This is a genomic window from Leucobacter sp. 1207-22 (assembly GCF_052850455.1).
This window is the reverse complement of record NZ_VXCR01000004.1, coordinates 368,486-394,618: the sequence shown is the minus strand read 5'-3', so window position 1 is coordinate 394,618 and position 26,133 is coordinate 368,486. Positions and strand designations below refer to the sequence as shown.

The 26,133-nt window shown below is 58.4% G+C and carries 24 protein-coding genes and 1 tRNA gene; 13 read left to right on the top strand and 12 right to left on the bottom strand.

Translation table 11 applies throughout. From position 1 onward, the window contains the following. Window positions 1-64: 64 nt before the first annotated feature. Entirely contained in the window at window positions 65-415 is a 351-nt protein-coding gene (locus tag FW756_RS10050; protein WP_446430008.1) for a DUF4190 domain-containing protein, read from the bottom strand. A gap of 210 nt (window positions 416-625) precedes the next feature. On the opposite strand from FW756_RS10050, the gene rraA reads away from it, so the two are divergent. The 5 genes from rraA (at window position 626) to FW756_RS10025 (ending at window position 5,935) form a co-directional block, all read left to right on the top strand. Further along, complete coding sequence (rraA, locus tag FW756_RS10045; RefSeq protein ID WP_446430007.1) at window positions 626-1,096, top strand: ribonuclease E activity regulator RraA; 471 nt, start codon at window positions 626-628, stop codon at window positions 1,094-1,096. Between the two features lie 122 nt (window positions 1,097-1,218). Continuing rightward, window positions 1,219-2,262: a hypothetical protein gene (locus tag FW756_RS10040; protein ID WP_446430006.1), complete on the top strand. Its 1,044-nt coding sequence runs from the start codon at window positions 1,219-1,221 to the stop codon at window positions 2,260-2,262. 3 nt (window positions 2,263-2,265) lie between these two features. Further along, window positions 2,266-3,780: a hypothetical protein gene (locus FW756_RS10035; protein WP_446430005.1), complete on the top strand. Its 1,515-nt coding sequence runs from the start codon at window positions 2,266-2,268 to the stop codon at window positions 3,778-3,780. Beyond that, on the top strand, window positions 3,777-4,661 hold the full coding sequence (locus tag FW756_RS10030) for an ABC transporter ATP-binding protein (RefSeq protein ID WP_446430004.1): 885 nt from the start codon (window positions 3,777-3,779) through the stop codon (window positions 4,659-4,661). Before FW756_RS10035 ends, FW756_RS10030 begins: the two co-directional genes overlap by 4 nt. Continuing rightward, on the top strand, window positions 4,661-5,935 hold the full coding sequence (locus FW756_RS10025; protein ID WP_446430003.1) for an ABC transporter permease: 1,275 nt from the start codon (window positions 4,661-4,663) through the stop codon (window positions 5,933-5,935). Before FW756_RS10030 ends, FW756_RS10025 begins: the two co-directional genes overlap by 1 nt. A 121-nt stretch (window positions 5,936-6,056) precedes the next feature. Here FW756_RS10025 and FW756_RS10020 read toward each other — a convergent pair whose 3' ends face one another. Beyond that, window positions 6,057-6,959, bottom strand: a complete 903-nt coding sequence (locus FW756_RS10020) for an NUDIX hydrolase (RefSeq protein WP_446430002.1) — start codon at window positions 6,957-6,959, stop codon at window positions 6,057-6,059. Window positions 6,960-7,045: 86 nt separating this feature from the next. Here FW756_RS10020 and FW756_RS10015 point away from each other — a divergent pair, with 86 nt between their 5' ends. After that, a complete protein-coding gene (locus FW756_RS10015; RefSeq protein ID WP_446430001.1) occupies window positions 7,046-7,480 on the top strand; it encodes a pyridoxamine 5'-phosphate oxidase family protein in 435 nt (144 codons plus the stop codon). A gap of 200 nt (window positions 7,481-7,680) precedes the next feature. After that, window positions 7,681-7,754, top strand: a tRNA-Pro gene (locus tag FW756_RS10010). A gap of 56 nt (window positions 7,755-7,810) precedes the next feature. On the opposite strand, the gene FW756_RS10005 is transcribed toward FW756_RS10010, so the two are convergent. The 3 genes from FW756_RS10005 to FW756_RS09995 form a co-directional block, all read right to left on the bottom strand. Further along, on the bottom strand, window positions 7,811-9,559 hold the full coding sequence (locus tag FW756_RS10005) for a copper resistance CopC/CopD family protein (protein ID WP_446430000.1): 1,749 nt from the start codon (window positions 9,557-9,559) through the stop codon (window positions 7,811-7,813). Further along, the gene (locus FW756_RS10000; RefSeq protein WP_446429999.1) at window positions 9,556-10,278 is read right to left on the bottom strand and encodes a YcnI family copper-binding membrane protein; all 723 of its coding nucleotides are present in this window, start codon (window positions 10,276-10,278) and stop codon (window positions 9,556-9,558) included. Before FW756_RS10000 ends, FW756_RS10005 begins: the two co-directional genes overlap by 4 nt. A gap of 379 nt (window positions 10,279-10,657) precedes the next feature. Further along, window positions 10,658-11,305 (bottom strand): hypothetical protein, encoded by a 648-nt coding sequence (locus FW756_RS09995; RefSeq protein ID WP_446429998.1) that lies wholly within the window; start codon window positions 11,303-11,305, stop codon window positions 10,658-10,660. Window positions 11,306-11,471: 166 nt separating this feature from the next. Here FW756_RS09995 and FW756_RS09990 point away from each other — a divergent pair, with 166 nt between their 5' ends. Beyond that, entirely contained in the window at window positions 11,472-12,656 is a 1,185-nt protein-coding gene (locus FW756_RS09990) for a hypothetical protein (protein ID WP_446429997.1), read from the top strand. A 200-nt stretch (window positions 12,657-12,856) separates the two neighbouring features. On the opposite strand, the gene FW756_RS09985 is transcribed toward FW756_RS09990, so the two are convergent. The 6 genes from FW756_RS09985 to FW756_RS09960 form a co-directional block, all read right to left on the bottom strand. Further along, window positions 12,857-13,888: a tyrosine-type recombinase/integrase gene (locus FW756_RS09985; protein ID WP_446429996.1), complete on the bottom strand. Its 1,032-nt coding sequence runs from the start codon at window positions 13,886-13,888 to the stop codon at window positions 12,857-12,859. Then, window positions 13,833-14,186 carry a hypothetical protein gene (locus tag FW756_RS09980; protein WP_446429995.1) on the bottom strand — a complete coding sequence of 118 codons (354 nt, stop codon included), beginning with the start codon at window positions 14,184-14,186 and terminating at the stop codon, window positions 13,833-13,835. The genes FW756_RS09985 and FW756_RS09980 overlap by 56 nt, the downstream gene beginning before the upstream one ends. Further along, window positions 14,183-14,482 (bottom strand): hypothetical protein, encoded by a 300-nt coding sequence (locus FW756_RS09975; protein WP_446429994.1) that lies wholly within the window; start codon window positions 14,480-14,482, stop codon window positions 14,183-14,185. The genes FW756_RS09980 and FW756_RS09975 overlap by 4 nt, the downstream gene beginning before the upstream one ends. After that, on the bottom strand, window positions 14,469-15,782 hold the full coding sequence (locus tag FW756_RS09970) for an FtsK/SpoIIIE domain-containing protein (protein ID WP_446429993.1): 1,314 nt from the start codon (window positions 15,780-15,782) through the stop codon (window positions 14,469-14,471). The genes FW756_RS09975 and FW756_RS09970 overlap by 14 nt, the downstream gene beginning before the upstream one ends. 198 nt (window positions 15,783-15,980) lie before the next feature. Beyond that, entirely contained in the window at window positions 15,981-16,199 is a 219-nt protein-coding gene (locus FW756_RS09965; RefSeq protein ID WP_446429992.1) for a hypothetical protein, read from the bottom strand. 5 nt (window positions 16,200-16,204) lie between these two features. Further along, complete coding sequence (locus tag FW756_RS09960) at window positions 16,205-16,537, bottom strand: hypothetical protein (RefSeq protein ID WP_446429991.1); 333 nt, start codon at window positions 16,535-16,537, stop codon at window positions 16,205-16,207. Between the two features lie 161 nt (window positions 16,538-16,698). On the opposite strand from FW756_RS09960, the gene FW756_RS09955 reads away from it, so the two are divergent. Together FW756_RS09955 and FW756_RS09950 are read left to right on the top strand one after the other, a co-directional pair. Then, complete coding sequence (locus tag FW756_RS09955; protein ID WP_446429990.1) at window positions 16,699-17,055, top strand: hypothetical protein; 357 nt, start codon at window positions 16,699-16,701, stop codon at window positions 17,053-17,055. A gap of 80 nt (window positions 17,056-17,135) precedes the next feature. Continuing rightward, on the top strand, window positions 17,136-18,260 hold the full coding sequence (locus FW756_RS09950) for a TIR domain-containing protein (RefSeq protein WP_446429989.1): 1,125 nt from the start codon (window positions 17,136-17,138) through the stop codon (window positions 18,258-18,260). Between the two features lie 667 nt (window positions 18,261-18,927). Here the strand turns inward: FW756_RS09950 and FW756_RS09945 are convergent. Then, window positions 18,928-19,836: a replication initiator gene (locus FW756_RS09945; protein ID WP_446430040.1), complete on the bottom strand. Its 909-nt coding sequence runs from the start codon at window positions 19,834-19,836 to the stop codon at window positions 18,928-18,930. A 286-nt stretch (window positions 19,837-20,122) separates the two neighbouring features. Here FW756_RS09945 and FW756_RS09940 point away from each other — a divergent pair, with 286 nt between their 5' ends. The 3 genes from FW756_RS09940 to FW756_RS09930 all read left to right on the top strand — a co-directional run bounded on the left by FW756_RS09940 (window position 20,123) and on the right by FW756_RS09930 (window position 26,060). Further along, window positions 20,123-20,941, top strand: coding sequence for a TIGR04255 family protein (locus FW756_RS09940; protein ID WP_446429988.1), 819 nt, complete (start codon window positions 20,123-20,125; stop codon window positions 20,939-20,941). 517 nt (window positions 20,942-21,458) lie between these two features. Continuing rightward, a complete protein-coding gene (locus FW756_RS09935) occupies window positions 21,459-22,406 on the top strand; it encodes a hypothetical protein (protein WP_446429987.1) in 948 nt (315 codons plus the stop codon). Between the two features lie 1,017 nt (window positions 22,407-23,423). Beyond that, complete coding sequence (locus FW756_RS09930) at window positions 23,424-26,060, top strand: S8 family serine peptidase (RefSeq protein ID WP_446429986.1); 2,637 nt, start codon at window positions 23,424-23,426, stop codon at window positions 26,058-26,060. The last annotated feature ends 73 nt before the right edge of the window (window positions 26,061-26,133 follow it).

Below are 26,133 nucleotides of genomic sequence, written 5' to 3'. Positions count from 1 at the left end.
ACACCCGCGAGAGGGGAACGATCAAGGTGGTGATCCGCACCCCTGCTTCACCCGGTTAAGCGCGTTAGTAGATCGTGCCGGCCATGAGGCCGAAGATCAGCAGGCCGATGCCGAAGACGAGCATGATTGCGACGAGCGCGAGGATTGCTGCGTTCATCCACACGCCCCACAGCGCAAGGGTACGTTCTGGGGTTTCGCGACGAAGCGCGAGCACACCGAGGATCAGACCGACGACTGGTGCGACCAAGGTCCAGCCTGAGACGATTGAGGCGAGGCCGATGACGAAGCTCGCGATTGCGAACGAACGTCCGTCGCTCTGCGGCTTTGGAGCTGGCGTAAATGTCGGCTGCGGTGCTCCATCGGTGCTGGGAGCGGTGGTGCCGCCCTCGAGAGCGACGGTGGAGTTCATGGTCATGGTGTCCTGCATGATGTTGCCTTTCTCGGACGGGGGCTTGTGTGCCTGGTAGTAACCAAATTACGGGCCTCTCGCGGGCCTGCCATCCTGCCCCAGTACCGGGGTGCTCATACCCGGGTACCGTCAATCGGGGGTCGCGCGATACCGGGGTGGCAGGTAGCGTGGAGGACGATGCGTTCGTAGTCGAACGTGCGCGGAAGGAGGGGTCTCGTGGACCTCATCAACACAGCAGACCTGTACGACACCCATGGCGATGCGCTGCAGTCGCTCGCCCTCCAGATGCAGGACATCGGAGCGATGACCTGCTTTGACGGACCGGTGCGTACGGTCCGTTGCTTCCAAGACAATGCCTTGTTGAAAAGCGTGCTTGCTACGCCCGGCGAAGGTGCCGTGCTGGTCGTCGATGGGGGCGGATCCCTGGAGACAGCGCTCGTCGGTGATGTCATCGCGGGGATGGCAGTCGACAATGGTTGGGCTGGCATCATCGTGAACGGTGCAATTCGCGACCGTGTCGCGATCGGAACTCTGCCGCTTGGGGTCAAGGCACTTGGCTCGAATCCTGCGAAGTCGACGAAGACGGGCGCCGGGGCGGCCGATGTCGAACTCATCATCGGGGGAGTGACATTCAGGCCGGGTGCGCACGTCTGGTGCGATGCAGATGGGGTTCTTGTGGAGCGGTAACCAAATTCTTGTGGCAGGTGACGATATGGACTCATTCTGGAGAGTTTGCGGTATTCGCCCACTAGGCTTTCGGGTTATAGCTCACTAGATTTCATACGATTCGCCTGAAGTTGAGGACCAGAATGACCCCCCAGACCAACCGTTTCACGATTGGCCGCCGCTTTGCGCTGCCCGCTGTGACCATCGCTGCGGCGCTCCTACTGACCGGCTGCTCTGGCAACGACGGCAAAGTGAAAGAGGCAGAAGAAAGCCCCCTGCAGAAGTACCTCTCGGTGCTGTATGACGAGGATCAGTTCACGCAAGAGAAGCTCGATGCCGAGATGGCAAAGACCGAAGAACTCGTCGCGGAATGCATGACGAAGGAGGGCTTCGAGTACACCCCGAGTAAGTCCGGTGGCGGCATGGTCATCATGAACTCGGAAGATGAAGGCGAGTCTGAAGGGCCCGAGTGGGGCTCATTGGAGTTCGCGAAAGAGTACGGTTACGGCATAGTGAACTGGCCTGGCATGGACGATGCCCCTGAAGAGCCAGAAGACCCCTCTGCGTATGAAGATCCGAACGAGGACTACGTGAACTCGTTGAGCGAATCAGAACAGGCTGCGTACTACGAAACGTTGTACGGCGCTGGCCCTGACGAAAGCGAAATCAACGAGGACGGCTCGTATGAGTACCGCTGGCAAGACTCAGGTTGCCAAGGCTGGGCCCAGAACGAGATCAATGAGTCGAATGGCGGAGTCAATGCCGCATTTGAGGACCCAGAATTTGCTGAGCTCTTCACCGAGATGAACGAAGTGCACATGCCGTTCTACGACGACACGCAGGCGAGCCCAGAGGTGCAAGCACTGAACACCTCGTGGAACGCGTGCATGACGAAGGCTGGAATCAGCGAGTTCGCGTCACCCAATTCTGTCTTTGAAGTACTGAATAACGAGTACTACGCACTCATGCCGGAAGACGGCGACATGTCAAAGGCTGACAAGGGCGAGGTAGACAAGTTCCAGGCTCGTGAAATTGAGACGGCCGTTGCTGATATCACGTGCAAGGAGCAGGTGAAGTACGACGCTGAAATTCAGAAGCTGACGAATGCCGCTGAGCAGGAATTCATCGACGCGAATAAGCCTCAGCTTGACGCACTGGTCGCCAAGTACGGCGCCAAGAAGAAGTAATTGATGCGCGTACGAGGGCGACGGGCACGAACGACAGAAGCGAACGGGACGACTGAGCACGAAGCACATGCCGAAGCCGTTGATGCTGCAGACCAGGAATCAGGCGAGGCCACTGATGCTCCTGAGAAAGCTGAGCGAAAGAGCTGGACAGGGCGACGCCTCGTCGCACTCATTGCGGGCGTAGCTGTTGTCTCGTTGCTCATCGGCATTGCGGTGATGCAATTTATCGTTTCGCCAGCGGAGCTTGCTTCGCGCACCGAGCCGCCGGAGGCAGGTCCAATTACCGCCCCGGTTGAGCAGCGGCGAATTGAGAACACCATCATTACTCGCGGTGAAGTGACGTACGCGGATGCGGTTGAAGTGAGTATCGATGCTGGGGCTGCAGCTGAACGCCCTGTTGTCACTGGGCATGTCCCTGAAGTCGGCACCGTCTTCAACGCCGGCAACATCGCCCTTGAAGTCGCAGGTCGTCCAGTCATTGTTTTGCCTGGTGAACTGCCGTCATACCGCACACTGAGCATCGGTATGCGTGGTCCCGACGTGGTGCAGCTGAAGACTGCGCTGAACGCCATGGGATACGGCGCCGGCGATTCGGGTGACGACACCTTCACCTGGGACACTGCCACGGCACTCGGTGCGCTCTATGAGCAGACGGGATATTCGGCGGCGAGCGGTGGAGAGGATGCACAGGAAGCACTCCAAACGGCAGAACGAAGCGTGCGCGATGCGAACGTTGCCGTTGCTCAAGCTCAGAGTGCGCTCGACCAGGCTCGTGCCGCAGGTTCGCACAATACTTCCGCTGAAGAAGCAGCGCTCACCGCGGCGAACGATCAGCTGTCTGATGCACAGGATGCACTCGGTCTGGCACAGGAACGCGTGCTTCCGACGCTTCCCTCCTCGGAAGTCCTGTTCCTCAGTAATTTGCCACGGCGTGTGGACGACGTGTCGGTGAAGCGTGGCGATGTGCTACAGGGATCACCAATGAACGTTTCGGGCGCTGAGCTCACGATCGTTGGAACAGTCTCGAAGCAGGACGCAGAGCTGCTCGCTGCAGGTGCAAAGGCAACGTTCCCTGGGCCAGACGGCACCGACATTGAGGCGACGGTCGCGAAGGTGGAAGCGCCAAAGAGTGGCGGCAAACCTGAGGGTGGCGACGACAACAGCGGCGGTAACTCTGGCGGAAACACCAATGCTGGCAATGGGTCACGCTACACGGTGAGTTTTACGCCAGCGAAACTGAGCTCCGAACAGATCGATGTCTTGCGAGGAACGAACGTACGTGTACGGGTTCCCGTTGCAAGCACCGACGGTGAAGTGCTTGCGGTGCCCATTGCTGCACTCTCTGCTGGTTCAGCAGGGCAGGACCGCGTCGAACTGCTCATCGATATCAAGAACGGCCCAGATGCTGTCACCGAGATGGTAGACGTGACCGCGGGGCTCGCGGCAGACGGCTTCGTCGAGCTCGAAAGCGCTGATCCGCGCTTCAAGGCCGGGGCAAAGGTCGTGGTCGGCCGGTGAGTGAGGTCGACGAACTTTTTGAAGAAGCGAGTGAAGCGTCAGCAGAGCGCGAGCAAGAGCCGCGCTCTGCTCGCTCGCTCACTCGTGAACGTCGCAAAGCCGATCGAGATATCGTTCGTGCTGCACGACGTCGGGCGAAACAGCACGCGTACGATGCCGCAGTTGCCGATGCAGCTGAGAACATGCGCGTCGGCGACCCAGAATATGCTGGACCGCTCATTTCACTGAATGACGTGACGCGTTTCTTCCCAGGCCCACCTCCTGTGAACGCCCTGCGCGGCGTCGATCTTACTGTCGACCGTGGGGAATACCTCGCGATCATTGGCCCCTCGGGATCCGGTAAATCCACGATGCTCAATACGCTTGGGCTGCTTGACCGACCCAGCACGGGACAGTTCCTGTTCGAAGGCATCGACGTTGGCACGCTCGAAGACAACGCTCGCGCGGCGATGCGAGCGAGCGCGATCGGATTCGTCTTTCAATCTTTCCATCTCATGCCAACTCGCACCGTTCTTGAGAACACGATGCTTGCGGGAACGTATGCGGGTCTTCCGCGTGAGGAGCGCGAGCAGCTGGCCCGATCCGCGCTCGATCGCGTCGGACTCTCACACCGAGTTGACTTCTTCCCACGCACGCTCTCAGGCGGTGAACGTCAGCGCGTTGCAATTGCGCGTGCCGTAAGTACGTCGCCGAGGCTGCTTCTCGCCGATGAGCCGACGGGCAACCTTGATCGAGAGAACTCGCAAGGAATTATGCGCCTGTTCGACGAGCTTGGCGCCGACGGGCTCACGATCGTGATGATTACGCACGATAACGAGGTCGCGCAGGCGGCCAAGCGTCGCGTGCGCATGCACGACGGCTCACTGACGGAGGTTGCGTGATGCGGGGCCTCAAGCAGAAATTCACTGAGTGGCGCGGATCCCGGAAGGCGAACCGTGCTGCGCTTCCTCCAGGTGTTTCGACGAAGGACCTCCTCCGGGAGACCTTTGAGGGCGTTGGCGCGCGCCCGTCACGACTCATCATCACGCTCATCGGAACGGTGCTCGGCATCGCTTCGCTTGTCGCGACGATCGGCTTCGCGCAGACCGCCTCGGGGCAGATCGCGCAGCAGTTTGATGCGCTCGCCGCCACGCGCGTGACGGTTGAACCTGGATCGACGAAAGCTGCGAACGGGAAAGAACGCGCGACAGCCTCGCTCCCGTGGGACGCCGTCGACAGGGTGAGTGACCTTGCCGGGGTCGAGCATGCCGCGCTCCTTGCAAAGCCGAAAACTGCGCCGAAGGTTGCCGCGGTGCAGGTGCAGGATCCGTCTGCGCCGCAAACCGCGTCACCGAGTGTATTTGCGGCATCTCCAGAGCTGCTTGAAACCGTCGACGGCAAGATCAGCACCGGCCGTTTCTTTGACCGCGGGCACGATGAGCGTGGTGATCGTGTGGTCGTGCTGGGCAAAGGGGCTGCTGAGGCACTTGGTGTCAACCGCGTCACTGGCCAGCCCGCTGTCTTTATCGATGATCGCGCGTACACCGTGATTGGCATTCTTGATTCGGTTGGGACACGAAGCCCATTGCTAGATGCGGTGATCGTGCCGCTCAATACGGCACGGGCGCAACTTGACGTTGCCGCAGCCGAAAACCTTGATATGCGTATTGCGGTTGGTGCTGGTCCGGTGGTGGCGCATCAGGCACCGATTGCGTTGAACCCGAATTCCCCCGACGGGTTCAAGGTGAAAGCGCCATCGAACTCGAATGCGTTGCAAGAAGGCGTGCAGGCAGATGTCAACGTCTTGTTCCTCGCCATTGGCATTGTCGCGTTGATCGGTGGCGGCATCGGCATCGCGAATGTGACGTTGTTGTCGGTCGCAGAGCGACGGGGAGAGATCGGTTTGCGCCGTGCCCTAGGCGCGCGCACGCGCGACATCGCGGCGCAGTTCATGTTGGAGTCGCTGACAACGGGTGTGCTTGGCGGACTCATGGGTGTGGTCGTCGGGCTATTTGCCCTCATCGGCGTCTGTATCGCACAGCAGTGGACCCCCATCATCGCCTTCTGGGCAGCGCCCGTCGGGGTGTTGGTTGGAGCACTTGTTGGTCTCGCCGCTGGAACGTACCCGGCACTCAAGGCTGCACGTATCGAACCAGTCGACGCGTTGCGAGATTAGCGAGTTGTGGTCGGCAGCGTATTGATTCCTTCAGCGCGCTGCCGACCATCCGAAAGTTGCCGAAGGGCAGCACACCTCGGACGCGCGGCACACAGCCGACGCGCGGTACGAGGGAGGGGCGCTACGCCGCTGTCTGTTCTTCTGGAAGCAGCAGGAGCAGCTGTGATCCGCCACGGAAATTCCCAGCGCCAGACACTGAACACCTGACACGCAGCTCATCATCGTTTGTCACGACAGTGATGGTGTTGCCGTTCAGCGCCGCAGCACGGACCTGGTCGACGATCGTGTCGTCACCCGAGTGAACAGCATCGACAGCAATCACGTGTTCTGATGACGAAATGCCGCGGGCGGTGCTCTCGGTCACAAAGATCCACTCTGGGAAGACCTGACTGAGACCGGGTGCTTCGGTTGGCGGTAGGCCGATGAATCCAGGGCGAATGCCCTTCGGTGCAGCCTCGTTGATGCGGTCACGCAGGCGCTCTGTTGCGCCTTTTCGGTCGCGCCACCAGGTGCCAGACATCGTGAGCATGACATTTGCTGCGTCGACAACGACCGTTGGGGTCGCGCGTACGAGCGTGCTGAGGAACGGCCAGCTCTGCGCAAACCCCGGGTGCAGGGGGAGCGCAGCCACTTCGTCGACGGGCACCCATGCAAGCGCATCGCTCTCTGCGTCGGTGATTTCGGGTTCGAACGGGAAAACCGCTTCAGCGACGACAGTCGTGTACGACCAGACACCTCGATCAAGGACGTGCGTGTAGCGGGCCTGCACAGCGTCGTCGGGAACTCCGGCCTCCTCCTGCGATTCACGGATCGCACCAGCGATGGCTGACTCGTCTGCATTCAGTGCGCCGCCAGGAATACCCCAGGTGCCACCATGATCGCTCCAGCTCGCGCGGTGCTGCATGAGTATCGCATCACGCGCCCGGTCATAGGCGAGGAGCCCGGCAGCACCGAATTTGCCCCAGTATCGAGCCCCGTCGGGGGCTTCGACCCAGACATCTCCGGTGTTCCGAGTATCGCTCATTTTTCTAGCGTATCGGAGGGTTCTGACATTCGAACGGAGATTACGAATTACCACAAAAGCGGGCCCAGATGCGCAAGGATGGAGGAATGAATAGTGAAGTCCCCATCACCGCGCTGAGCGAAGACGCCAGCTGGGAACGACTCGCAACGCAGCGCGTCGGCCGTATCGTCACCAACGTTGCAGGCCTCGTTGACATCGTCCCGGTCAACTATGTTGTGGATGACCGAAGCATCGTGTTTCGTACCGCTGAAGGAACGAAGCTCTCCAGTTTGGTGGTGAACCACGAGGTGCTGTTTGAGGTCGACTCGTACGATGACCAGCGCGGGTGGAGCGTCGTGATCCGCGGGAATGCGCACCGCATTCAGAAACTCAGTGAGATTGAGCGGGCCGAAGAACTCCCACTTCGCCCCATGGTCGCGACGGTGAAGATGGAGTTTGTGCGGATCACGGTTGCATCACTCACTGGGCGAGCCTTTGTCTTCGGCGACGAGCCCGACCGCGAAGCTGTGCAGCTCGGCTAGCTTTACCTGGCTCGCTCGACCAACGCGCGACCAGCACTCGGCCAGCGGATGTACGTCACGAAACGCGCGGCGCTGCACGCAGGCGGCTCAGCATTTTCCGCGGATTTACGCGAGAACATGCCCATAACGTGCGCTCGAATCGGTGAAACAAGAATTACTCGCTAGTATTGAGTGGTTGCTTGGTGAGAGCCAAATAACATCGGGCTGTGGCGCAGTTTGGTAGCGCACTTGACTGGGGGTCAAGGGGTCGCAGGTTCAAATCCTGTCAGCCCGACAAGAAAGTCCCGGAATCCATCGGATTCCGGGACTTTTTCGTTGTTGGGGCCTGGTTCACTCGACCGTGACAGGAATCACGGCGATGGGCTGTGAATAGGTGTCGATCCGCACCGCGATTTGGACCTGCCACTCACCGGCAACGGGCAGGGTCATCCGGGCCTCGTACTCGCCGGTTTCCGGGTTGAACTGCGGGGTCGCGGTGAACGGCCCGAGCTGCTGTTCAGGAAGCCTCGCTTCGAGGGTCACCTCGTCGCTCGTTACCGGTTCACCGTCGTATTCGAGGCGGAACGTCAGCGTGTTTTCACCCACTGTCGCCGGGGCGACAGCACCGTCAACCGTCATGCCCTGAGAGCTTGCATCGAGGCGAGCTTCCGTGGCAACGGATCTTGCGACACTTCCACCGTGGTGGTGTGCATGCGCTGCGCCTGGGCTGGTGTTGGTGAGGAACCCCGTGACCACAATGACAACACTGAGCAGGACGGCTTCACCAATGAGGGTGCGGCGCAAACTGGCCCATTGCTGTTTTTCGCCGGGCTGGTTGCTGATGCGGGGCAGCACATAGAGTCTGTTCCACGCAGCGAGCACAATCACCGCTGCGACGACGCCGAGCTTGATGAGCAAAATGCGCCCGTAATCACTACCGAAGAGTGCTCCCCACGAGCCGACGATGAGAAACGCCATAACGACACCACTGATCGCGAGCACGATGACGCTTATCAACGCGTAGCGCGAGAACCGAGCCACGACCTCGATGACCGCGTGTACATGAACGCCCGGTTCCGCGTCAGAGGTTTCTGGGCGCACCGCGGAAAGCACGCAGAGCAACCCAATGATCCCGCCGACCCAGAACGCGCCGGTGACCAAGTGCCCAAGATCTGCGAGGAGCATGACCCACGTGGGCTGCACGGTCTGCGTGTGTCCGATCAGCATGGGCGCGGAAAGCGCACCCACCGCGCAGAGCACCCCAAAGAGCTGCAAGCGTGGCAGACGAGCACGAGTGTGCATGAGCAGCGCCGCAAGGCCCAACCCGACCACCAGCACCGCAGCGATGACAAGTCGCCAAGAGATGCCTGACATCCAGGACCTTGAGGGGAGGAAGACGAGATCACCAGATTCGGAGAGATAGGTGACAAACTCCTCCCCAGCAACTCGCGCACCAGACGCCGGAATCAGTACCAGCGATGCCACTACTGCTGTGCCGTAGGCGATGCGGCTCAGCCTACGAATGCGCAGATCGGCACCGCCTTGGGCGCGGATCACGAAACGGCTGAAGAACACCAGCCCCGCAAGCGACAGCAACCCGAGATACTGCACGAACGTCAAGACAGAGACAATCGTTTCGGTGACGACGGGATCGGCTGCGGCAGCCCCCGAATCCGGGGCGGCATACTCGCCCTTCCCGATTTGGAAAGTGAGCGCACCCCCGATCGGATGTCCGTCAGCAGACACCACGCGATAGGCGAGCGTATATGCGCCGTTTCCAAGCTCGTCTGGAAGCGCGATGATGACAGCGGAATCGCTGGACCGGGCCGTGAGGGGCACCGGGGTGCCGTCTCCGGGGAACAATCGCATCGCGTCGTCAACGACCTGTACCGGCTCGTTGAATCGCAACTCGACCGCTTCCGGCGCGGTATCGAGCACCGCATCGTCGCCTGGTGTGGTTTCGAGCAGTTCAGCATGGGCAAACGCCGGTGAGCTGCCAACACTCCAGGCGAGTTGCAGCCCAAGTAAGGCGGTGAGCAGCACGAAGATGCTGATCCACCTCCTGCGCGCGGATCGTTCCCCGGAGACGGTCAGATTCATGCCTGCTTACGTCCCCGGATCAGAGCGATCACGCCAGCGACGAGTCCTGCAGCGCCGACCAGGAGCGAGGTGATCACGAGCGGCGACTGAGCGCTCGCCGCTGTTTCATTCGTGCCGTGCGCTTCAGCTGATTCGGAAGCGTGGCTACCGTGACCTTCACCACTTGCTGGAACCACCTCGAAGCTCGGGGCAGGCAGCTCAAGCTCGTGCGGATCCTGCCCGTCTGCGGGCATCTGCACCCACGCGGTCTCGCCGACTTCGCAGGTCTGAATGGTCGGGAAGAACAGCATTTCGCCGGCGGCGTCCTCAGGGATCTGCAACGACAGTTCGAACACGTCACGCTGATCAGCAGGCAGCGGCGTGGTTGCCGTGTAGACGACCTCGGCAACTCGCTCGGTGACGTCGTTGCCGTGGCTGTCTTTAATCGGGGTGTCCAGTTTCTCCATGACCTTCTCCACCGTGTAGAAGGCGTTTCGGGTCGGAGTCACTGCGTTGATTCCTTCAGGAATCTTGAGCGCCACCTTCGTCGTTGGCGAGACGTCACAGCCGTGAGGAACGCTGACCGCTACGACTGCGTACGAGCCTGCCTCGTTGGTGTCTGGCTTCGCACCGACATGGGCGTTTGCGGCGGTCGCACCACCAAACGCAAGTGCAATCGTGCCAAGCGCTACAGCGCCGGTAAGCATGAACGGGCGGCGTGATGATTCAGTGAGATTCATTATTGGTTCTCGTATGTCTTTCGTATGATTCGGCGCATCGTATGCACCGAGTAAAGATGTGTCGTGCACGAGCCGTCTGAGCGAAATAGGGTCGCCAATACAGGCGTCTTCAGCTCATTCGGGCTGGCACGCGTCAGAAGATATGACGTGGGAAATCTGGGGTGCGGATCGCTGAATGTCAGTTCAGGCGCACGTTCGTGCGTACCGAACGCTTGAACGGGTACGCCTATTGAGGCGCAACCGAGCGCGGAAGGCATGCCCACTTCGCTGTCTGCCTAGTAGCGGCACTGCACACGGGTAAGCGGGCAGGTAGGTAGGCAGGCAGACAGGCAGGCAGCACTGACTCTCCAGGCAAGCGACGTGCCTGCCGCGGAGAGAACTATCGAGCGATCCGGAAAAAGGCCGGAGGCCCACGACGGCTTAGCGTCGAGGCATGAATCTGCGACAATACTGTCCAGCCCTTTGCCTCGGCCGGTTGCACCCGCGCAGGAGCCGACAGCACGGGAATCTGAATCGTGGGGGTGAAACTGTGTCGCACCCACGCAACGAACTGTTCGGTGACCCGAAGCAGGTGATGGATCGCTTGTTCGCCCCGATAGAGGAAGGCGATGGTCACCAGGGCTCCTGCAAGGTGCGCAAGCCACATCGCAGCGCCACCGTGCATCTGTGACATCGTGTGCTCAGAAACGACAGGCATCGGCATCGGTGACGGCATCATCCCGTGTGCGAGATGCGGGCTGACAGGCGCATCTTGCGTGGCAGCGCCCGTGGTTGGCGTGCCGAGCACGAACAACGAGTGGAACAGGATCTGACTCGTCACCACTGATACAGACAGCCGGACGAGTGAGAGCTTTCGCCCCGCGAGCAGCACGCTGACCATGAGTGACAACAGCAGTGGAACCAGGATTCCGAGGGGCCCAGGCATTGCGCCGCCGCCGAGCACATGTGAGAACAGTGCTGCAAACGTTGCAATCGCAGCCGCGCTTGATCCGCGCACCACATGGGGGAGGCGCGATGAGGACTGCATGCACTCATTATGGCAGTGTCGAATCGTGCCTGCATGAGAGCCTCTTGCGGCTGCGACAGACAGAAGTGCGTGGGAAGCGACGTTCGAACGGGATCGCCAGTGCGCCGACAAGCAGAATGACCAGACCCAGCAACATGACTCCCAATTGCTTCGTTAGGCTAAAGAGATGCTTCGCCTGCTCTGCTTTATCGGCTCCGGGATCATTCTCGGGGGGATCGTTTCAGCGATTGTTGGGCCGCCTGGTGCTGCCTCCTGGGCATTTCCCGTCGGCATCATCGTGCTCGTCTTCTCGGCGGTCTTGCTCGGTATCGGCCGGTCGATGCGGGGCGTACAGCTGGGTGACCCGAAGCTTGTTGCTGCGGCGGTTGATGAGGGGCGGATCGCACTTGCGCGCGTAGATTCACTCACGCAGACGGGCACGTTTATCAATGAGCAGCCGCTCTGCGAGATTGAGCTCACCGTGCGGCCCGTGAACGAAAGCGCGTACCGCACGGTCGCGCGCCGGGTGGTGCTGCTGACGGAGATCCCGCGCTTCCAGCCGGGTTCGCGGCATGTTGTCGCGGTGCTGGCTGCAGGCCAACCAGACGTTGCGTTCACAGAACATGATGCTGGTGCTGAGATTTGGGCTGACACCGAGCTGCCCCCTGCTGGTGCGGCCGGTCCGGTGCTGCGCCCTGCTCCGGGCGGACTCCGCGCAAACGGCACGCGACGTGCCCCACTTATTGGCACCGGTCGACGCGGTCGCCCACTCCGTATCGCGGTCTTTGTGATTGCGGGTCTGCTCGCCGGAGCCGCGGTCGTACTGCCATACCGCGCTGGTCTCGCCGAGACGCTGGCGGCGATCCCAGAGGGTCACTTGCATGCTGACCTGCGTGAGCCGCTCCCGTTGGAGCGTGCGCTCGAAATTCTCGCCGCTGAAACTGGCGAGGAGCGCGTCACGAGCATCACTGTCTCAGACGACTTGGTGCGGATCGAAGCTCCCGCAAAGCCCGGAAGTCTGAATGTGGATTCCTGGTACGTGCGTCGAGGAAGCGTGACCTACACGGGCGCTGGCTCGATTCAGCCAGAGTCGGCGGGGGAATTCTTTGACATGACAGAGCTCGACGGAGCAGCAGTGGCTCGCGCCATTGACGAAGCCGCAGAGCTTGTTGCAGATGAAATCGACACTGATGCGGCGCGCGATTCGCTCATGTATAACGTCTCGCGCATGCTCTCGGATGATCCAGAAGATCCTTGGACCCACGAGCGCACCGGCCCAGTGGTCGTGAACTTCACGCTGTCTGACGCGTACCGCTCAGCAAACTTCCGCGTGAATGCTGACGGCACGAACCTCGAGCGTACTGATAGCTAGGTGTAGCCGAGCTGAATGGATCACGATACTTCGGCTGAAAATCGAAAGGTCACCGGATCGATGCCGGTCGGAGCCACGAAGGAGTATTACACCTTCATCGAACCCCCGCGTAGCTTCTACATCGCGGGGGTTCATTTGTTTTTCCTGGTCAGCCCCGTTTTCGCGTAAGACGCTAGACCTTTCACACAAGCCGCACATAGTTACGCGGCGACCCCGCTGTTATGACGATTAATTTCGTGAGCCTTAGGAAAACCGGGCACCGAATTATCGCCCGTTGTGGTGGTTGCCAACCAAGCTCCGAACCGCTCACCGGCACGCATAGCAGCAGCCGAATCGGCCCGCGCATAAATCTGCGTAGTTGCCAAGGACGAGTGGCCCATGAGGGCTTGAACATCGTTTGCGGGTATCCCGGCGCGAAGCATCAGCACGCAGGCCGTGTGCCGTAGATCGTTGAGCCTCAACGCGCGTTCACCGAGCGGATATAGGCGTACTTCGTCACGCCACTTATGCAACCCAATCGCCCGAGCGAGGTTTGAAGCATCAAGCGCACCACCACGCGGCCCAACAAAAATTAGGTCGTGTGCGCCGCGCCCAGCCATTGCCTCTTCGAGCACCGGAACAAGTTGGGGCAAGACCGGCACCATTCGCACCTTATGTGACTTCGTATCGCCCATCGTGAGCTTGCCTGAGGGATCAGGCGAAAGTGAGCGAGCCACCCGAATTAACCTGTTGCCCATATCAATATCCGCAGGAGTTAGGCCGCAGATTTCCCCGAGGCGACAACCCGAGTATGCGAGCGCCTGAACTATTCGCCGGTATGGGCCAGCAGGCACCCGAGCGATGAACGCCGACAACTCAGCAGGAGTCAACGCACGAGATGCGGGCGACTTCTCAGGCTGACGCTTCAGCCGCAGGCCGCGAGCTACGTTCGATTGCACTAGCCCTGCTTCTAGCGCAACTTGCAGCGTTTTGGAGGTCACCGAGAGTGCGTCAACCTTGGAGGACTGCGACCCCGACCACATAGCCCAGGCTTTGCGTACATCGAGCGGCCCAATGTCAGCAACTGGCAGCACGCCGAGAGTATGCGCTACGCGCTTCTTGAACGCATTCCTATAGACGTAGGCTGTGCGCGCGGTGCAGCCATCGAGCACCACAGATGCGTATTCTTCCCAAACGTCATTCAACGTTGTTTGCTGCTTGCCCACCGGTGCTACCTCCTGCCGCACACTCATTTAGAACTCCTGCCAATAGCTTCTGTTCACGGGCATTCAAGAACCCGACATACACCCGGAACTCTTCAAGCGCTGCCTTATCTTCCATGGCTAGCTGAATCTCTTCGATGAAATACGCGGTGCACCCGCACTCTTCGAAGTCCCCGTGGTGGTGCCCCGTACACCGGTCGTCCACGCAGGCGCAAAGCTCGTCGCCGCCCCACTCGTCAGGTTCGAAGCCACAATGGGCGGTGTACTGAGCAACGGTTAGCCCCGCAGCTTCGATTTGAGCAACAGCCGTTTTGCTGAGCTTTTTCATTTTTTCCCCATCATCATCGAGCGAATTTGCGCTACCCGCGCCATTTCTTCTTGGAACCACTCACGCTCATCTGCACGCAACGAGAGCCAGAACCCCATGAATTGCGCTCGGCGCTCTTTTTGCATCTCGCTGAAGCGCTCGGTGAAACAGGTACATGTCCCGTAGAAGTCGCTCCGATACTCATAGTTCGTTGACGTAGAGCGCTCTTTACACCCCGGCAAGTGGTGATCGATCCGCAACTTGGGTGGGTTGAATTCTTCACACTCGCAATCGCACGCATATTTATGCATCGACATGATCCACCGCCTTGCCATACTTCTCAGCCATGCTCGTGATTAGCGCATCGTCGCACCAGAACGCCCGGAACCGGATCGGTTCACCCGAACCGTCCGAATCAACTACATAGCCCGTACCCGGCATCGACTGGCTGATCTTGTGGCACTCAGCGCCCGCATCAACCACCGCCGCACCCAGTGCAAGCGCCGCATCATCCTTAGTGCGAAACCGCAGCGCCACGACGTTTGTGAAAAGCGCCCTCGCAAGGACGGAATCGCTGCGAGGGTCTTGGGCGAGTGCCAGAACATTAATGCGAGCAGCACGACCCGTCGACAGAATGCGCTTCAAATCAGCCTCGACCGCGTTACGACTCTTCGTGTCCGGCGCAGTGTAAACAAGCGACGCATATTCATCCACAAGCAGTAGCAGTGCAGGCTGTTCGACCGTAGGCACGTGCTTACGACTCCCAACCGACCGCATGTATTCCAGACGTCGGTCTACCTCTTCGGCCAGCGAGCGGATCGCAGCCGCGGCCTGTTCAAACGTGATCGCCACTGAGTCGAACAACCCGCGACCCGTCATAAGCTCAACGCCGCCCTTGAGGTCAACGCCGATTACCTTGACCGTGCCCGCCTGAATCTGAGGTGCAAGCCCCAACATTGTTGACCAGACAATCGATCCCTTGCCCGAACCCGATGCGCCCAAAACTAGCCCTTGCCTATCCCAAATGTTTAGACGGAACGGCTCACCCGTCGAGGTCTGACCAATCAGCACCGGGTCACCGGCCACCGCCGACGCATCTGCATGGAACGGCACCGACTCAGCCAACAAATCGCGACCAGCACCAGCCCGCCACGTCACTAGCACCGACGAAGCATCCGGACGCTCAAGCGAAACATGCTCAGCCGGATAACCGAGAGTAGGAGCCAGCGCCTCAGCAGCTTTTACAATCTGCTCGTCAGTCCTAGCGACTTGCTGCCGACCACGGAAATAGCCGACACCCTCAACAACGATGAACGAGGCATTCGGAAGCCATTTACCGCCACGCTTCAAACGCGCAGCTTCCTCTTCGGCAGGATACCCAACGAGTACGCCCAAATCACGGCCAACGAGATAGCCATTCTTCCGGTTCTTGCGCGCAGCAAGCCGGGTACGGTAACGCTTCCAATCACTGACGAACGGCGCCAAACCACGAGTGCGACCGCCTGGGATGAACCAGAGCGCAGCAGCCACAACAACAAGCAGCAGCGCGAACACCGCACCAACAGGGCGAGGCATCTGCAACACAAACAGCAGCAACACGACCCAAACGAGCGACACCGCCCAAGTCCGAAGTAACCACCAAAGCCCCACACCCAGCCCCTTAATCGAGGCACCTAACGCCCGCTCTGTAAGCGAGCCATTCTCATAAGCCATTAGCCGGCCTTTCTTTAAATCTCGAATACATTTCGTACTGTGCCGGGGCATCGAACCCGTAGCCGGCCTTACCGGACACAGCGACCAACAAGCGGCAGCTAATTACCCCCGCCGCGCAAACGAAGCAAGCAGCCCAAACACGGACACAGCGAACACCGTCGAGTAAATCCAGGCGTTATCCAGCAGCGGCTGAATCCAAGTCGCCGTAAGAATGCCAGGCAGTGCCCACGTAGCAGCACCGACAAATACGCCGCGAATGAGCCAAAGAGCAACATTCATACCGAGGCCGCGACGCTCAGTCGTCCTCCGAACCGTCTCCATGAGCGCTACGCATCCTTACGGCTAGTAGCGGCAGCGGATACCTCGGCGATACCCGCACACTTGAACCAGAGGCCATTGCTGGTGCCGACGGAGTAGTGATCCACCTCAACATCAACAGGCTTGTACGCCATGGGCGGTAGTGCTGTGATGTCCTGATTCGTCGCAAACGTAATCATTGCCAGGGCTGCACGGCCGCCGTTGCGAGGTGTGTGCAGAGCCTGGAGTGACCATAGATTCTGGCTAGTGTCCTTTTCCTTCTTCTGAACGCCGTTTTCGTCATTCTTCGGGAAAACTCCAATGATCTTGAAGTCTTCGTCTTCGCGCAACATGTAGGCCATCGGTGATCCAATCTCTCAAAAGCTACTGAAACTTTCAGCGTGCAAGCATGAGGTTGCACGAACCGTCATTGACTTACAACCGGACTATTAACTTCCACGCTGCAAGTACGGCCTATTGCATGAAGTCTGCATATTTTCAAACCGAGAGGTAGGCTGGCGGCATGGTACGCACCCCCACGCCCCCGACGTATGACACGCCTGAAGATTTCTACCCATCGCGAGATGCACGAGACCTAGATGACCTCCTCGCAATTCTCGGAGACGCCAACCCCGGAATTATTCAGACGCTAAAGGTTGCCGACAATCCTGACAGTGACGAAACGCAACGTATCGACGCGATGCTGACTCAGTTGGGCCGACTTCGCAGCGAACTCGACGTCTGCACTCGCATCATTGCGGAATATTCGGGCAGGCTTTCGGCATTTACTCTGCTTGAGACGTCACGACGCATCGATTCAAGTTCTGCCACAATCTCTCGCTGGCGTTCACGTCCAATGTCGTTGCCAAAGCCAGAGTGAATTCTTTCTAGCACTTTGCCCGTTGGGGACGGGTTGCGACAATCGAGTTGTTACATCACTGAAAAGGTAGGTTCACGGATATGGCTCAAATTAGCGGATTCTGGTCTTATGTGCATGCGGATGATGATGCTGAGAGTGGGCGAATCACAAAGCTTGCAAGCGACGTACGCAGCAAATTTGAAATGCTCACGGGCGAGTCCATCAACCTCTTCGTTGACCGTGAAAAACTGAAATGGGGGGACGACTGGCGGAACGAGATTGATGACAGCCTGGCTTCGGTTGCATTCTTTGTTCCGGTGATCACGCCTAGGTACTTCAGAAGTGAAGAGTGTCGTCGAGAACTCAACTTTTTCGCTCGCCGGGCGGAACGGCTTGGGATCAAAGATCTGGTGTTGCCTATTATCTGGACACGCGTTGCGCAGCTCGACGAAGATGAGTCGAATGATGAGCTAATGGAGCTGGCCAAGAAGTTCCAGTGGTCTGTCTGGTTGGACTTGAAGTACGAAGACGTGGGGACTGGCGAATATCGACGGGCGGTAGACGACCTGGCTCAGCGCCTTGTCGAGGCAAACGAAATCGCAGAAGAAGCTCTTAAAGACCCGGTGTCGATGGATACGGAAGACGATGAGGACGAATCTCCCGGGGATTTGGAAACATTTGCGTCCATGGAATCTGCATTGCCGGAGATGATGCAGATCATGGAACAGGTTGGTCAGGCGATCCAAGAAATTGGGGAGTCGATGCAGGCAGCGACCAATGATGTAAATGCAAACAGTAACCCGAATGCGGCGCTGGCAACGAGGCTCCGGGTGACGAGAGACCTTGCAAACACGCTAAGGAACCCCTCGGAAGAAATTCGTGACCTCGGCAATGGTTTCGCTAGTTCGTTGAACGAAGTGGATCAGGGTGTGCGATTGATGATCGCGAAAGCGCCACAAGAGATTGCTGAAGATTCCAGCACCTTTGATCACTTCAACTCCTTCTTTGCAAGCATTAAAGCTCTTCTGCCTGAAGCAGAGCAGGGGCTGGGGGCCGTTGCGCAGATGATTGCACAGATCGAGCCTTTGGAAAAAATGTCGAGAGAATTGCGAAAGCCATTGCGCACGCTCCGAGACGGTTTGACGTTCTTTGTTGATGGCCTGGACGTGATGCGTGGATGGGTGGCACTTATCGACGAAAACCCAATCGAAAGTCCTCAGTCTTAGACTGGTCAGGCATTTAGACGTACACAAGACGCGTCAACGCCGTCTTGCTGGAATGTTCCGGTAACTTTCTATGCAAGTTCAAGGCGACCCCCGCGAAAGCTCCTCCGCTTGGCTGCTTCGGCCTCCTCCACGCCCTGCGCGCGCGCCTGCGGCGCGTGCTCGCGCGTGATCGATCGGCACTCGCGCCCGCGTCGTCGGTTTCTCGGGGGTCGCGCGGTGCCCGCACCGCAAGTTACCGACGTGTAGACATGCCAAAGCGCCCGACCTCGTTAGAAGTCAGGCTGCCGCCCTCCGCTTCGCTACGGTTGCCGTGAAACAGCTACAACAGGCGCGCGATTTCCCGTGCGAACTCCTGCCGTTCAGCAACCCCGGCGATCGACCATACCCACGGCGATTCCAACGGTTCTTCCGAGGCCTCGGTTCCACGCGAGCTGGGTTCGGTTTCGGGGTCGTGAAACTTGCGGCGCGCCTTGCGGCACCGGCCCAGATTCAGCAGCGACCAGGTACGCGAGCGCCGCACGGTATAGCCGCGGTGCCCCCACTCACGATGCCGCCTCCCCTTGCAGCCTCGTTGAAAGTCATCCCGCTTTTGGTGCGCAGCTTCACACAATAGCCAGCGCACGTTGGCATCGGTAAGGTCTTCTGCGTCCTCTGGTGGTTCAATGCCTCAGTGTTGCCGCCATGCAGCCGCGTTGAGCTGCTTGTGATGCTTGGCAACTTCGGGGGAGTGGGCCACCTCTTGACCCAAGTCCTTTTCGAGATCCTTGCAAGCGTAATTTACTAGCTTCGAGAGGTACCCAGCGGTACGCACCATCGAACGTTCAGAGTTCACGATCTTAGCGACACATTGGGTGCCCCAGTACATTTTCTCGCCGTCAATAGTCGCCCTAATTGCTCGCGATACTTCCTCAATCTTGCCAAGGCGAACCGTGCCCTTGCCTAGCGAATCATCCTTGTATGGCTCCATGGCTTCAGCCTGGGCGTGAGGCACACGCATAATCACATGGAGGTGCACCGCTCCCCGTGCCTGAAACTCAGCGATCCCGATAGCAGGGAGCCGAATTAGCTTCCCTCGATTCCAGCGCCCCGTCTTGGCATTGAACCACCGAGGTTCACGAACATTTAGAATCCGAGTCAGTTCATCAGCGGTACGCGACCAAAGCCGCCCAACGCCAGAATTCCAGCGAGCTTGCTTGTCGTAATCGTACCCCGGCAGCGGTAGCCCCTTGTAGCGACTATCGCCTTGTTTGTGAGTTACACCGCACGAGCACTTTTTACGCTTCTTTGCTACCCAGCTCGCCCGCTGCTTGGCAGTCACCAACACGTCGGAAGCTTCTGGTACCCAGTGCGTTTTGCCGAAGCTAGGCAGCGTCACCGTTAGAAACACGATCTGGTCGCCTTGATCCATTGCCGAGTGGATACCCTCGCGAGCGATTGCATTTACGTCACCTCGATAGAGCGCAGCGCACGAAGGGCAGATACGGCCTTTCCGGGTGTTGCACCGCATATCGAACGTCTCAATTTCTCCCGTTCTCACGTTCGTTCGAGTCGCTGAAATTGGCCGCTGACAGGGCAACTCTGCGCCGATCAGCTCCAAAGCTTTGAGTAAGTCGCGTCGCCGTTGATCTTGCGCTTCTTCGTCTAATTGTTCGTGTGGGGCTCGCCTGAAAATCGAAAGGTCACCGGATCGATACCGGTCGGAGCCACGAGGGATGATTACATCTTCTGAATCCCCACGAGGTTTCGGTGGGTTCTAGTGATGGTCGGGGGTCGAAGTGAATCTTCCTCCAGGACAACCCTCCGCCATAAACTTCTATGCGGATCTATGGTGATTGTCAGGGGTGTGAAGTAGGGTGTGAAGTATGGCAGAGAGAACACGTTTCCGACCCTTCACAGGCGATTCTGAACGCAAGATAGCCATTCACAACCCTCCGCTTGAACTGGTACTTGTGCAGATTCGCTGGCCTGAACATGGGCGATTCATGCGAGACTTCCGATCCCTCGCGCTCGATTTCGGCGACCAACTGAATGACTTCCCTTTGTTCAACGAGGTGACTGAAACAGGAGTTCAGATCACTCCAGAGGGCGTTACGTCTATCCCCGGAGAAACGGCTTACCAGTGGCGCTCAACTGATGATGTGTGGGGAATCCATTTGACTAAGCGCTTTATTAGTCTTTTTTGTGTCCGTCATGAGGCATATGAGTTCGCTGAACTCCAGAAACATCTTGGCGTGGTGACCGAACTGCTGAGCAGCCAGCTTCAGGTTCGAACTATAGAGAGAACCGGCATCCGCTATGTGAACCGCATTGCGGATGAACAGCTTATACCCCGTCTCGGTGATGTATTTATCCCCGCTGTTCTCGGGTACAACCAGCTTGATGGGTTTGCTGGCGACATCGAACTGCATTCGAGCTTCAATCAAGCGGTTTACCAGGCAGAAGAAGTCACCCTGCATGTGCGTTCTGGGCTTCTTGCGCCGGGAGAGACTCCTGACCCCGCGATCCCGCAGGTAACAGGGAAGACCTGGGTGCTTGACCTCGATGCATTTGTGGAGCAGCGATTGCCCTATGACCCTTCTGCGACCGGTGAGTACGTGGGTAGATTAGCTGATGTTGTTTATGATTTCTTCAAGCTTGTCTTGAAGGAGGGGACAGAGGATCAGTTGGACGGTGCATCATGACTATTACCTTGCCAACTACGGGAAGCGGAATTACCTCATGGGAAGGTGCGATGTGTGCGCCTTGGGGGCATCGTGGCACTGGCTCAGCCAGACGTTCGCCATTTGATTGGATCATTACGATTCTTAGGAGTGAGACCTCCTCAACTTTCACCGAGGGACTTGTTGTAGAAACGGTCAAACCTGAGGTTCCTGCCAAGGTCCGAGACGTATCTGTACTCGTTGCAGAGCTCAAAACAGACTCTGGTCTTACTGCCGACCAACTCGGTCGTCTTCTGGGTGTTTCGAGACGTTCGGTTCATAACTGGGCTGCAGGCGCAACCATTGCGCCTGCCAGAGAGGAGCGTGTGCGGGCCCTAAGCAACCTCATATTTAGTTTGCCCTCGAAGACACCGGAGGCGCGGAGGGCACGTCTCCTTGACTCCTCTGCGGGTCCGAGCCTCTTTCGGCAGTTCGTTGAAGAAGATTCAAGAAGTGAACGGATTCAGTATATGGTGCCGGTGGAGGAGCGATTCGGGCTGTGAGCGTAGAAGGTCGTGACTCTGGCTCGTTGCTCGAATGGAGTGCTGCAGCGCAAGGAGACATCGTCGAGCTGCCCCGCTTGGGTTACTGGTCAGAGGTAGAAGATGGAAAGGTCGAGTATCTTGATACGCCGGACGGGGTTGTTTTAGTAAGTCAGACATGCGACCTGGTCCAAACCTCTACCAAGAATCGTGTCTTGGTAGCACCAATTGTGGCATGTTTACCGGCTGAGATTTCCCAAATTAAAAAGGGTCAGCGACCTCTTCGTATTCTCGTTGGTAGTTCACTTAATCGCGTGGCCGACCTTGAAAGAGTTACATCGGTTTCGAGGGGTGCTCTAGCCGGTCTGAGAGTTCTGGACCGCACCAGTGATGAGCAAAGCGGAAAAGAGGCGGCGCAACTTGCTGCGCGAATCGGCAGAGGGTTCTCGCGGTTTGCGTTTCCAGACGCAGTACATGAAGCTCTTCGGAAGTTGCAACGTAAGGTCGCCGATGGATACTCCAAGCGTACGAAGTTTGCCACCATCCTGGGCCGGGTTGAGGAGTTTAGAGTTGCTTGCTCGGACTGGAATCGTCCAGGCAGAAACCTTGTTATCTACGTACTGGTTCCCTCGGACTTCCTCCCGCCTGCCGACATGAAGCCTGACGACTGGGTATGGTCGACACAGAACGTGACAGGTAGCAGAGGTGGTATGAGGCCGCAGGATCTTGATCTTGAGACGCTATCTGACCTTATTCTTCAAAATGCGGTTGCTGACAATGACATTGCTCTTGTCGAGCTATGGCGCTGGTGGGGCGAGGCGTTATCGAAAGGGTGGCTAAGTCACTCCGATGACCAAGTGTCCTCAATCGAACTGGAAATTATCTCTATGAGCGAATTCTCGTACGAGACATACGTAGAAACTGAAGCATTGGACTTCTCAACACTCTCGCTCGCAAATGAATAGCTGAGTTCCGTGCCATATATCCGGCGAGAAGCAACGGAAATCAACTGACACTCACACATCCGAACCGTGTGATTCCGCCAGTCCAACAGTATTCGCGGTGCAAAAAATACCCGATCAATTTAAAATCGAAAGGCCCCGCTTCGTCACCAGTTTTGGCTTCCTGGACCTTTTGCCGAATGTGGTCCTTGTCTCTTGAGCAGTGAGGGTGCTTGCCCGGTGGAACTCGCGATTCAGGATCTCACCTCCCTGTGCGATCTGCTTGACCCGGCTTCGTACCGTTTATGGCCCGGACAACCTGCGCCCTGCAGACGCACTAGATCTGAGGTTTGGATACACGTCGCCAACCGAAGATGAGACAGACATCCACAGCAATTATCAGAAGCAGTGAAGCGTGGGCTGAAACCCACATCAAGACCTCATGAGGAAGCATCAGAGCTTGGTTGAACCCCACTGGAACTTCCATCGCGTACATGCTCCCCGCGTCAGCGATGCACCAGAATGCCAAAAGGCACCCAGAGCGATGTCCAATGCTAAAAGCCGCATTAGCGTAGCCATTCGTAGTTCAGATATGTTTTTGTCATGCTAGCCCTTCCGAGATTTGGAAAAGACTGGATACATTACTGCGACTTTGCGCAGAGACGGCGAGATCTTATGTCGGGTCTTGGTGTGTAAGTTCCAGTAGTTTTTGTCTGCTCACTGAAAATAGGATGCTCATATCGGCTAACCGATTCATCGCCGTTGTTGAAGGCTTGACCCCTAGATCCGTCTGTTTCTTCTCGACACGCATGCGACGTGTCACGTAACTGTGTAGCAGCCCCGTTGACCCTGATGTTTGACTTGCGGCGGACTGACCGGATCTTGCGCTGAATTGGAGGCACGAGCGCGAGTTCGCGCACACTTCGTCCAGTTTGCGAACAACTTGCACTGACGCCCAAAGAACTTGGTTTCAACGGGCTAGCTTCGGACGTGCGTCTGGAATTCGGGAGAATGGGCTCCCTGCGCAGTCAAGGAGTAAACATGCGACTCAGATCCTCGTCTTTGCTGGCGGCCGCAGCCGTCGTTTCACTGGTGAGCTTATGCAGCATCTCGCTTTCAGTACCGGCCTCTGCTGAAGAGCCGGTATCGGAGGAAAGCTTGGATACCCTCGCGGAGAAGATAGCAGCGGCTGCCGATGCAGGTGCTGCGCCAGACGAGATCAGCGAATCAGCGTCATTGCCGCTCGATGGCGCTGGAAGTTTGAGCTTTGACGACGCGAGTCGAGTGAGCGCAACGGTCTTCTTCGAGGGAGCTCCGAGCGAAACAACGCTTGCTGTACTCTCGGAGCAGGCGCAGGTCGACAAGGTCTTTGACCGATTCGATGCGGCTGAGATTCGTGTCGCCCCCGAGCTTCTTGCGGTACTTGCTGAGACTGACGGCATTGCGAGTGTGACCCCGACGCTTGCGCCCTTCGTCGGGAGCGCGCGTTCCTCAGACACCCTTGATGGACTGCGCCACAGCCTGCAGATGCACCGCACAGCTCAGGCGGCGGCAGTATCAGCCGCGACCGACCACTGTGGCCCGATTCCCATCGAAGCAGATGGTCCGCTTCGGGCTGACCAGGCCCGTCGAGACTTCAGCGTCGACGGCACCGGGGTAACGATTGGCATCATTTCGGACTCGTTCGCTCAGACGACGACGCCTGTTGCGTTTGAGGATGATGTCAAGAGTGGGGCCCTACCTGGCGCAGAAAACCCCTGTGGCAGAACACAAGAAGTGACGGTGCTGTCAGACCAACGTACTGATGGCAGCGACGAGGGCAGAGCGATGACGCAGCTCGTGCATGGCATCGCCCCGGGCGCGAAGCTGCTCTTTGCCGATTCTGGTCTCAGTGAACTCGGAATGGCAGAGAACATCGAAGCGCTTGCTGAGGCAGGTGCAGACATCATTGTTGACGATATTTCTTGGACCTCTGAGGCGTACTACCAGCAGGGTATTGTCTCGGCGACTATTGAGTCGGTGAAACAAGAACACGACGTCGCATACTTCACCTCAGCGGGAAACTCGACGGCAACATCGAGCACAGGCCCGAACGAGGGGCTTCCGCACAGTTCGTGGCAGACCAATGCATACCGTCCAATGGAGTGCCCGACGTGGGTCACCGTGAACGTCCTGAACGGAAGCACTGTTGAGAAGGTGCCCGCTTCGGAAGCGGGGATGGATTGCATGGACTTCGATCCAACTGACGGCGCTCAAATTGCATATGACACCTTGACCACAAGGGCCTCGCAGAACGCCTCGGAGTACCCGCTCCAGGTGTATGGCGCAGTGGGCGAACCAATGTTTGGTGTCTCCACAATGCTGCAGGTTCAGTTTTACAATGAGCTTGACCCCACAGCGGATCCCGAGTTTATTGACGAACTCGGGATGGTGGGTGGCCCATACGCCTCGTTGAGCGGCAACGTGGCCATTCCGTTGAACGCGAAGGTGCGTATGGTTATCGTGCGTGCGGCCCACGACCCGGCCGCGGCGCTTCCTGCGCTGTACACACAGTTCATCCGCGGGGGAGACGCCATCGCCGAGCGACAGTTCATGGGCGACAACACTCACGACTGGGTTGGCGAGTCCGTCTTTGGGCACGCAGCCGACGGCTCTGCGGTCAGTGTCGGCACGACCGATTGGGAAGCACCCACTGAGATGCGGGGGTATTCGTCACTTGGCCCGGGCACCCTGCTCTTTGAGCGCGTGGCAACCAGGGATCCGTCGGCGCGACTGGCAGCCCCAGAAATTGTCGGTACGCCACACGTGGTCGCTGTCGACGGCACCCAGACCACCTTCTTTGGTGAGGACGACATTGAAGACGATCAGACGGTGTACCGATTCTCTGGTACCTCTGCTGCCTCCCCGAACGCCGCGGCTGTTGCAGCGCTGGCACTCTCGTACCGGCCAGAGCTCACCGGCTCAGAGCTGACGCAGTTCACCATTGATACCGCACGAGACAACATCGATGGTGATCCTTTGATCAACCCCTACGCATCAAGGTTTGCGAGCGAGCACGTCTTCGGCGCGGGGCTAGTAGATGCGGTTGGCCTGTTGGAAACAATTGACACCGCGTTGCCGGCACAGGTTCCCGCAGCACCGAGCGGCCTTAAATCATCACAGCAGACCACTGACTCCATCACATTTGTGTGGGACGCACCGGTCGCGAACGTCGCCGACGAGACAGCGCGCGGATCAAGTGTTCCTGTCGACCATTATGTGATCGCGCTGTTTGAGGGCGAGGCGGCGTCAGGAAACGAGATCGAGGCGAGCCAGCTGACGGACTCGCCGCTCCCCACGAGCTACCGGTTCACGGGCCTCACGCCGAACACGAAATATACAGTGCAGCTGACGGCATTCGGAAAGGGCGATCGTGTCGGTGCCGCCCAGACCGCCACAGCGTCGACGCTTGCACAGTCTGACGGCAGTGATGGTAGCGATGGCAGCGACGGTGCTGATGCCGACGGCAACAACCCTGTCAAGCCTGGAGGTAAGACCGGAAATACGGTGAACACCGGTCGTCTGAGTAACACTGGCGGCAGTGGCGACATCGTGCTGTGGGCAGGCGTCGCTGGCGCGATACTGTTGCTCGGTGCAGCAGGCGCATTTGCCTACTCGCGGCGATCAGCACGTAGGTAAGCGGATCTGTACACGCGGATAGATCCAGGGAGGGCCTGTGACAACTCGTGCAGAGTTGTCACAGGCCCTCCCT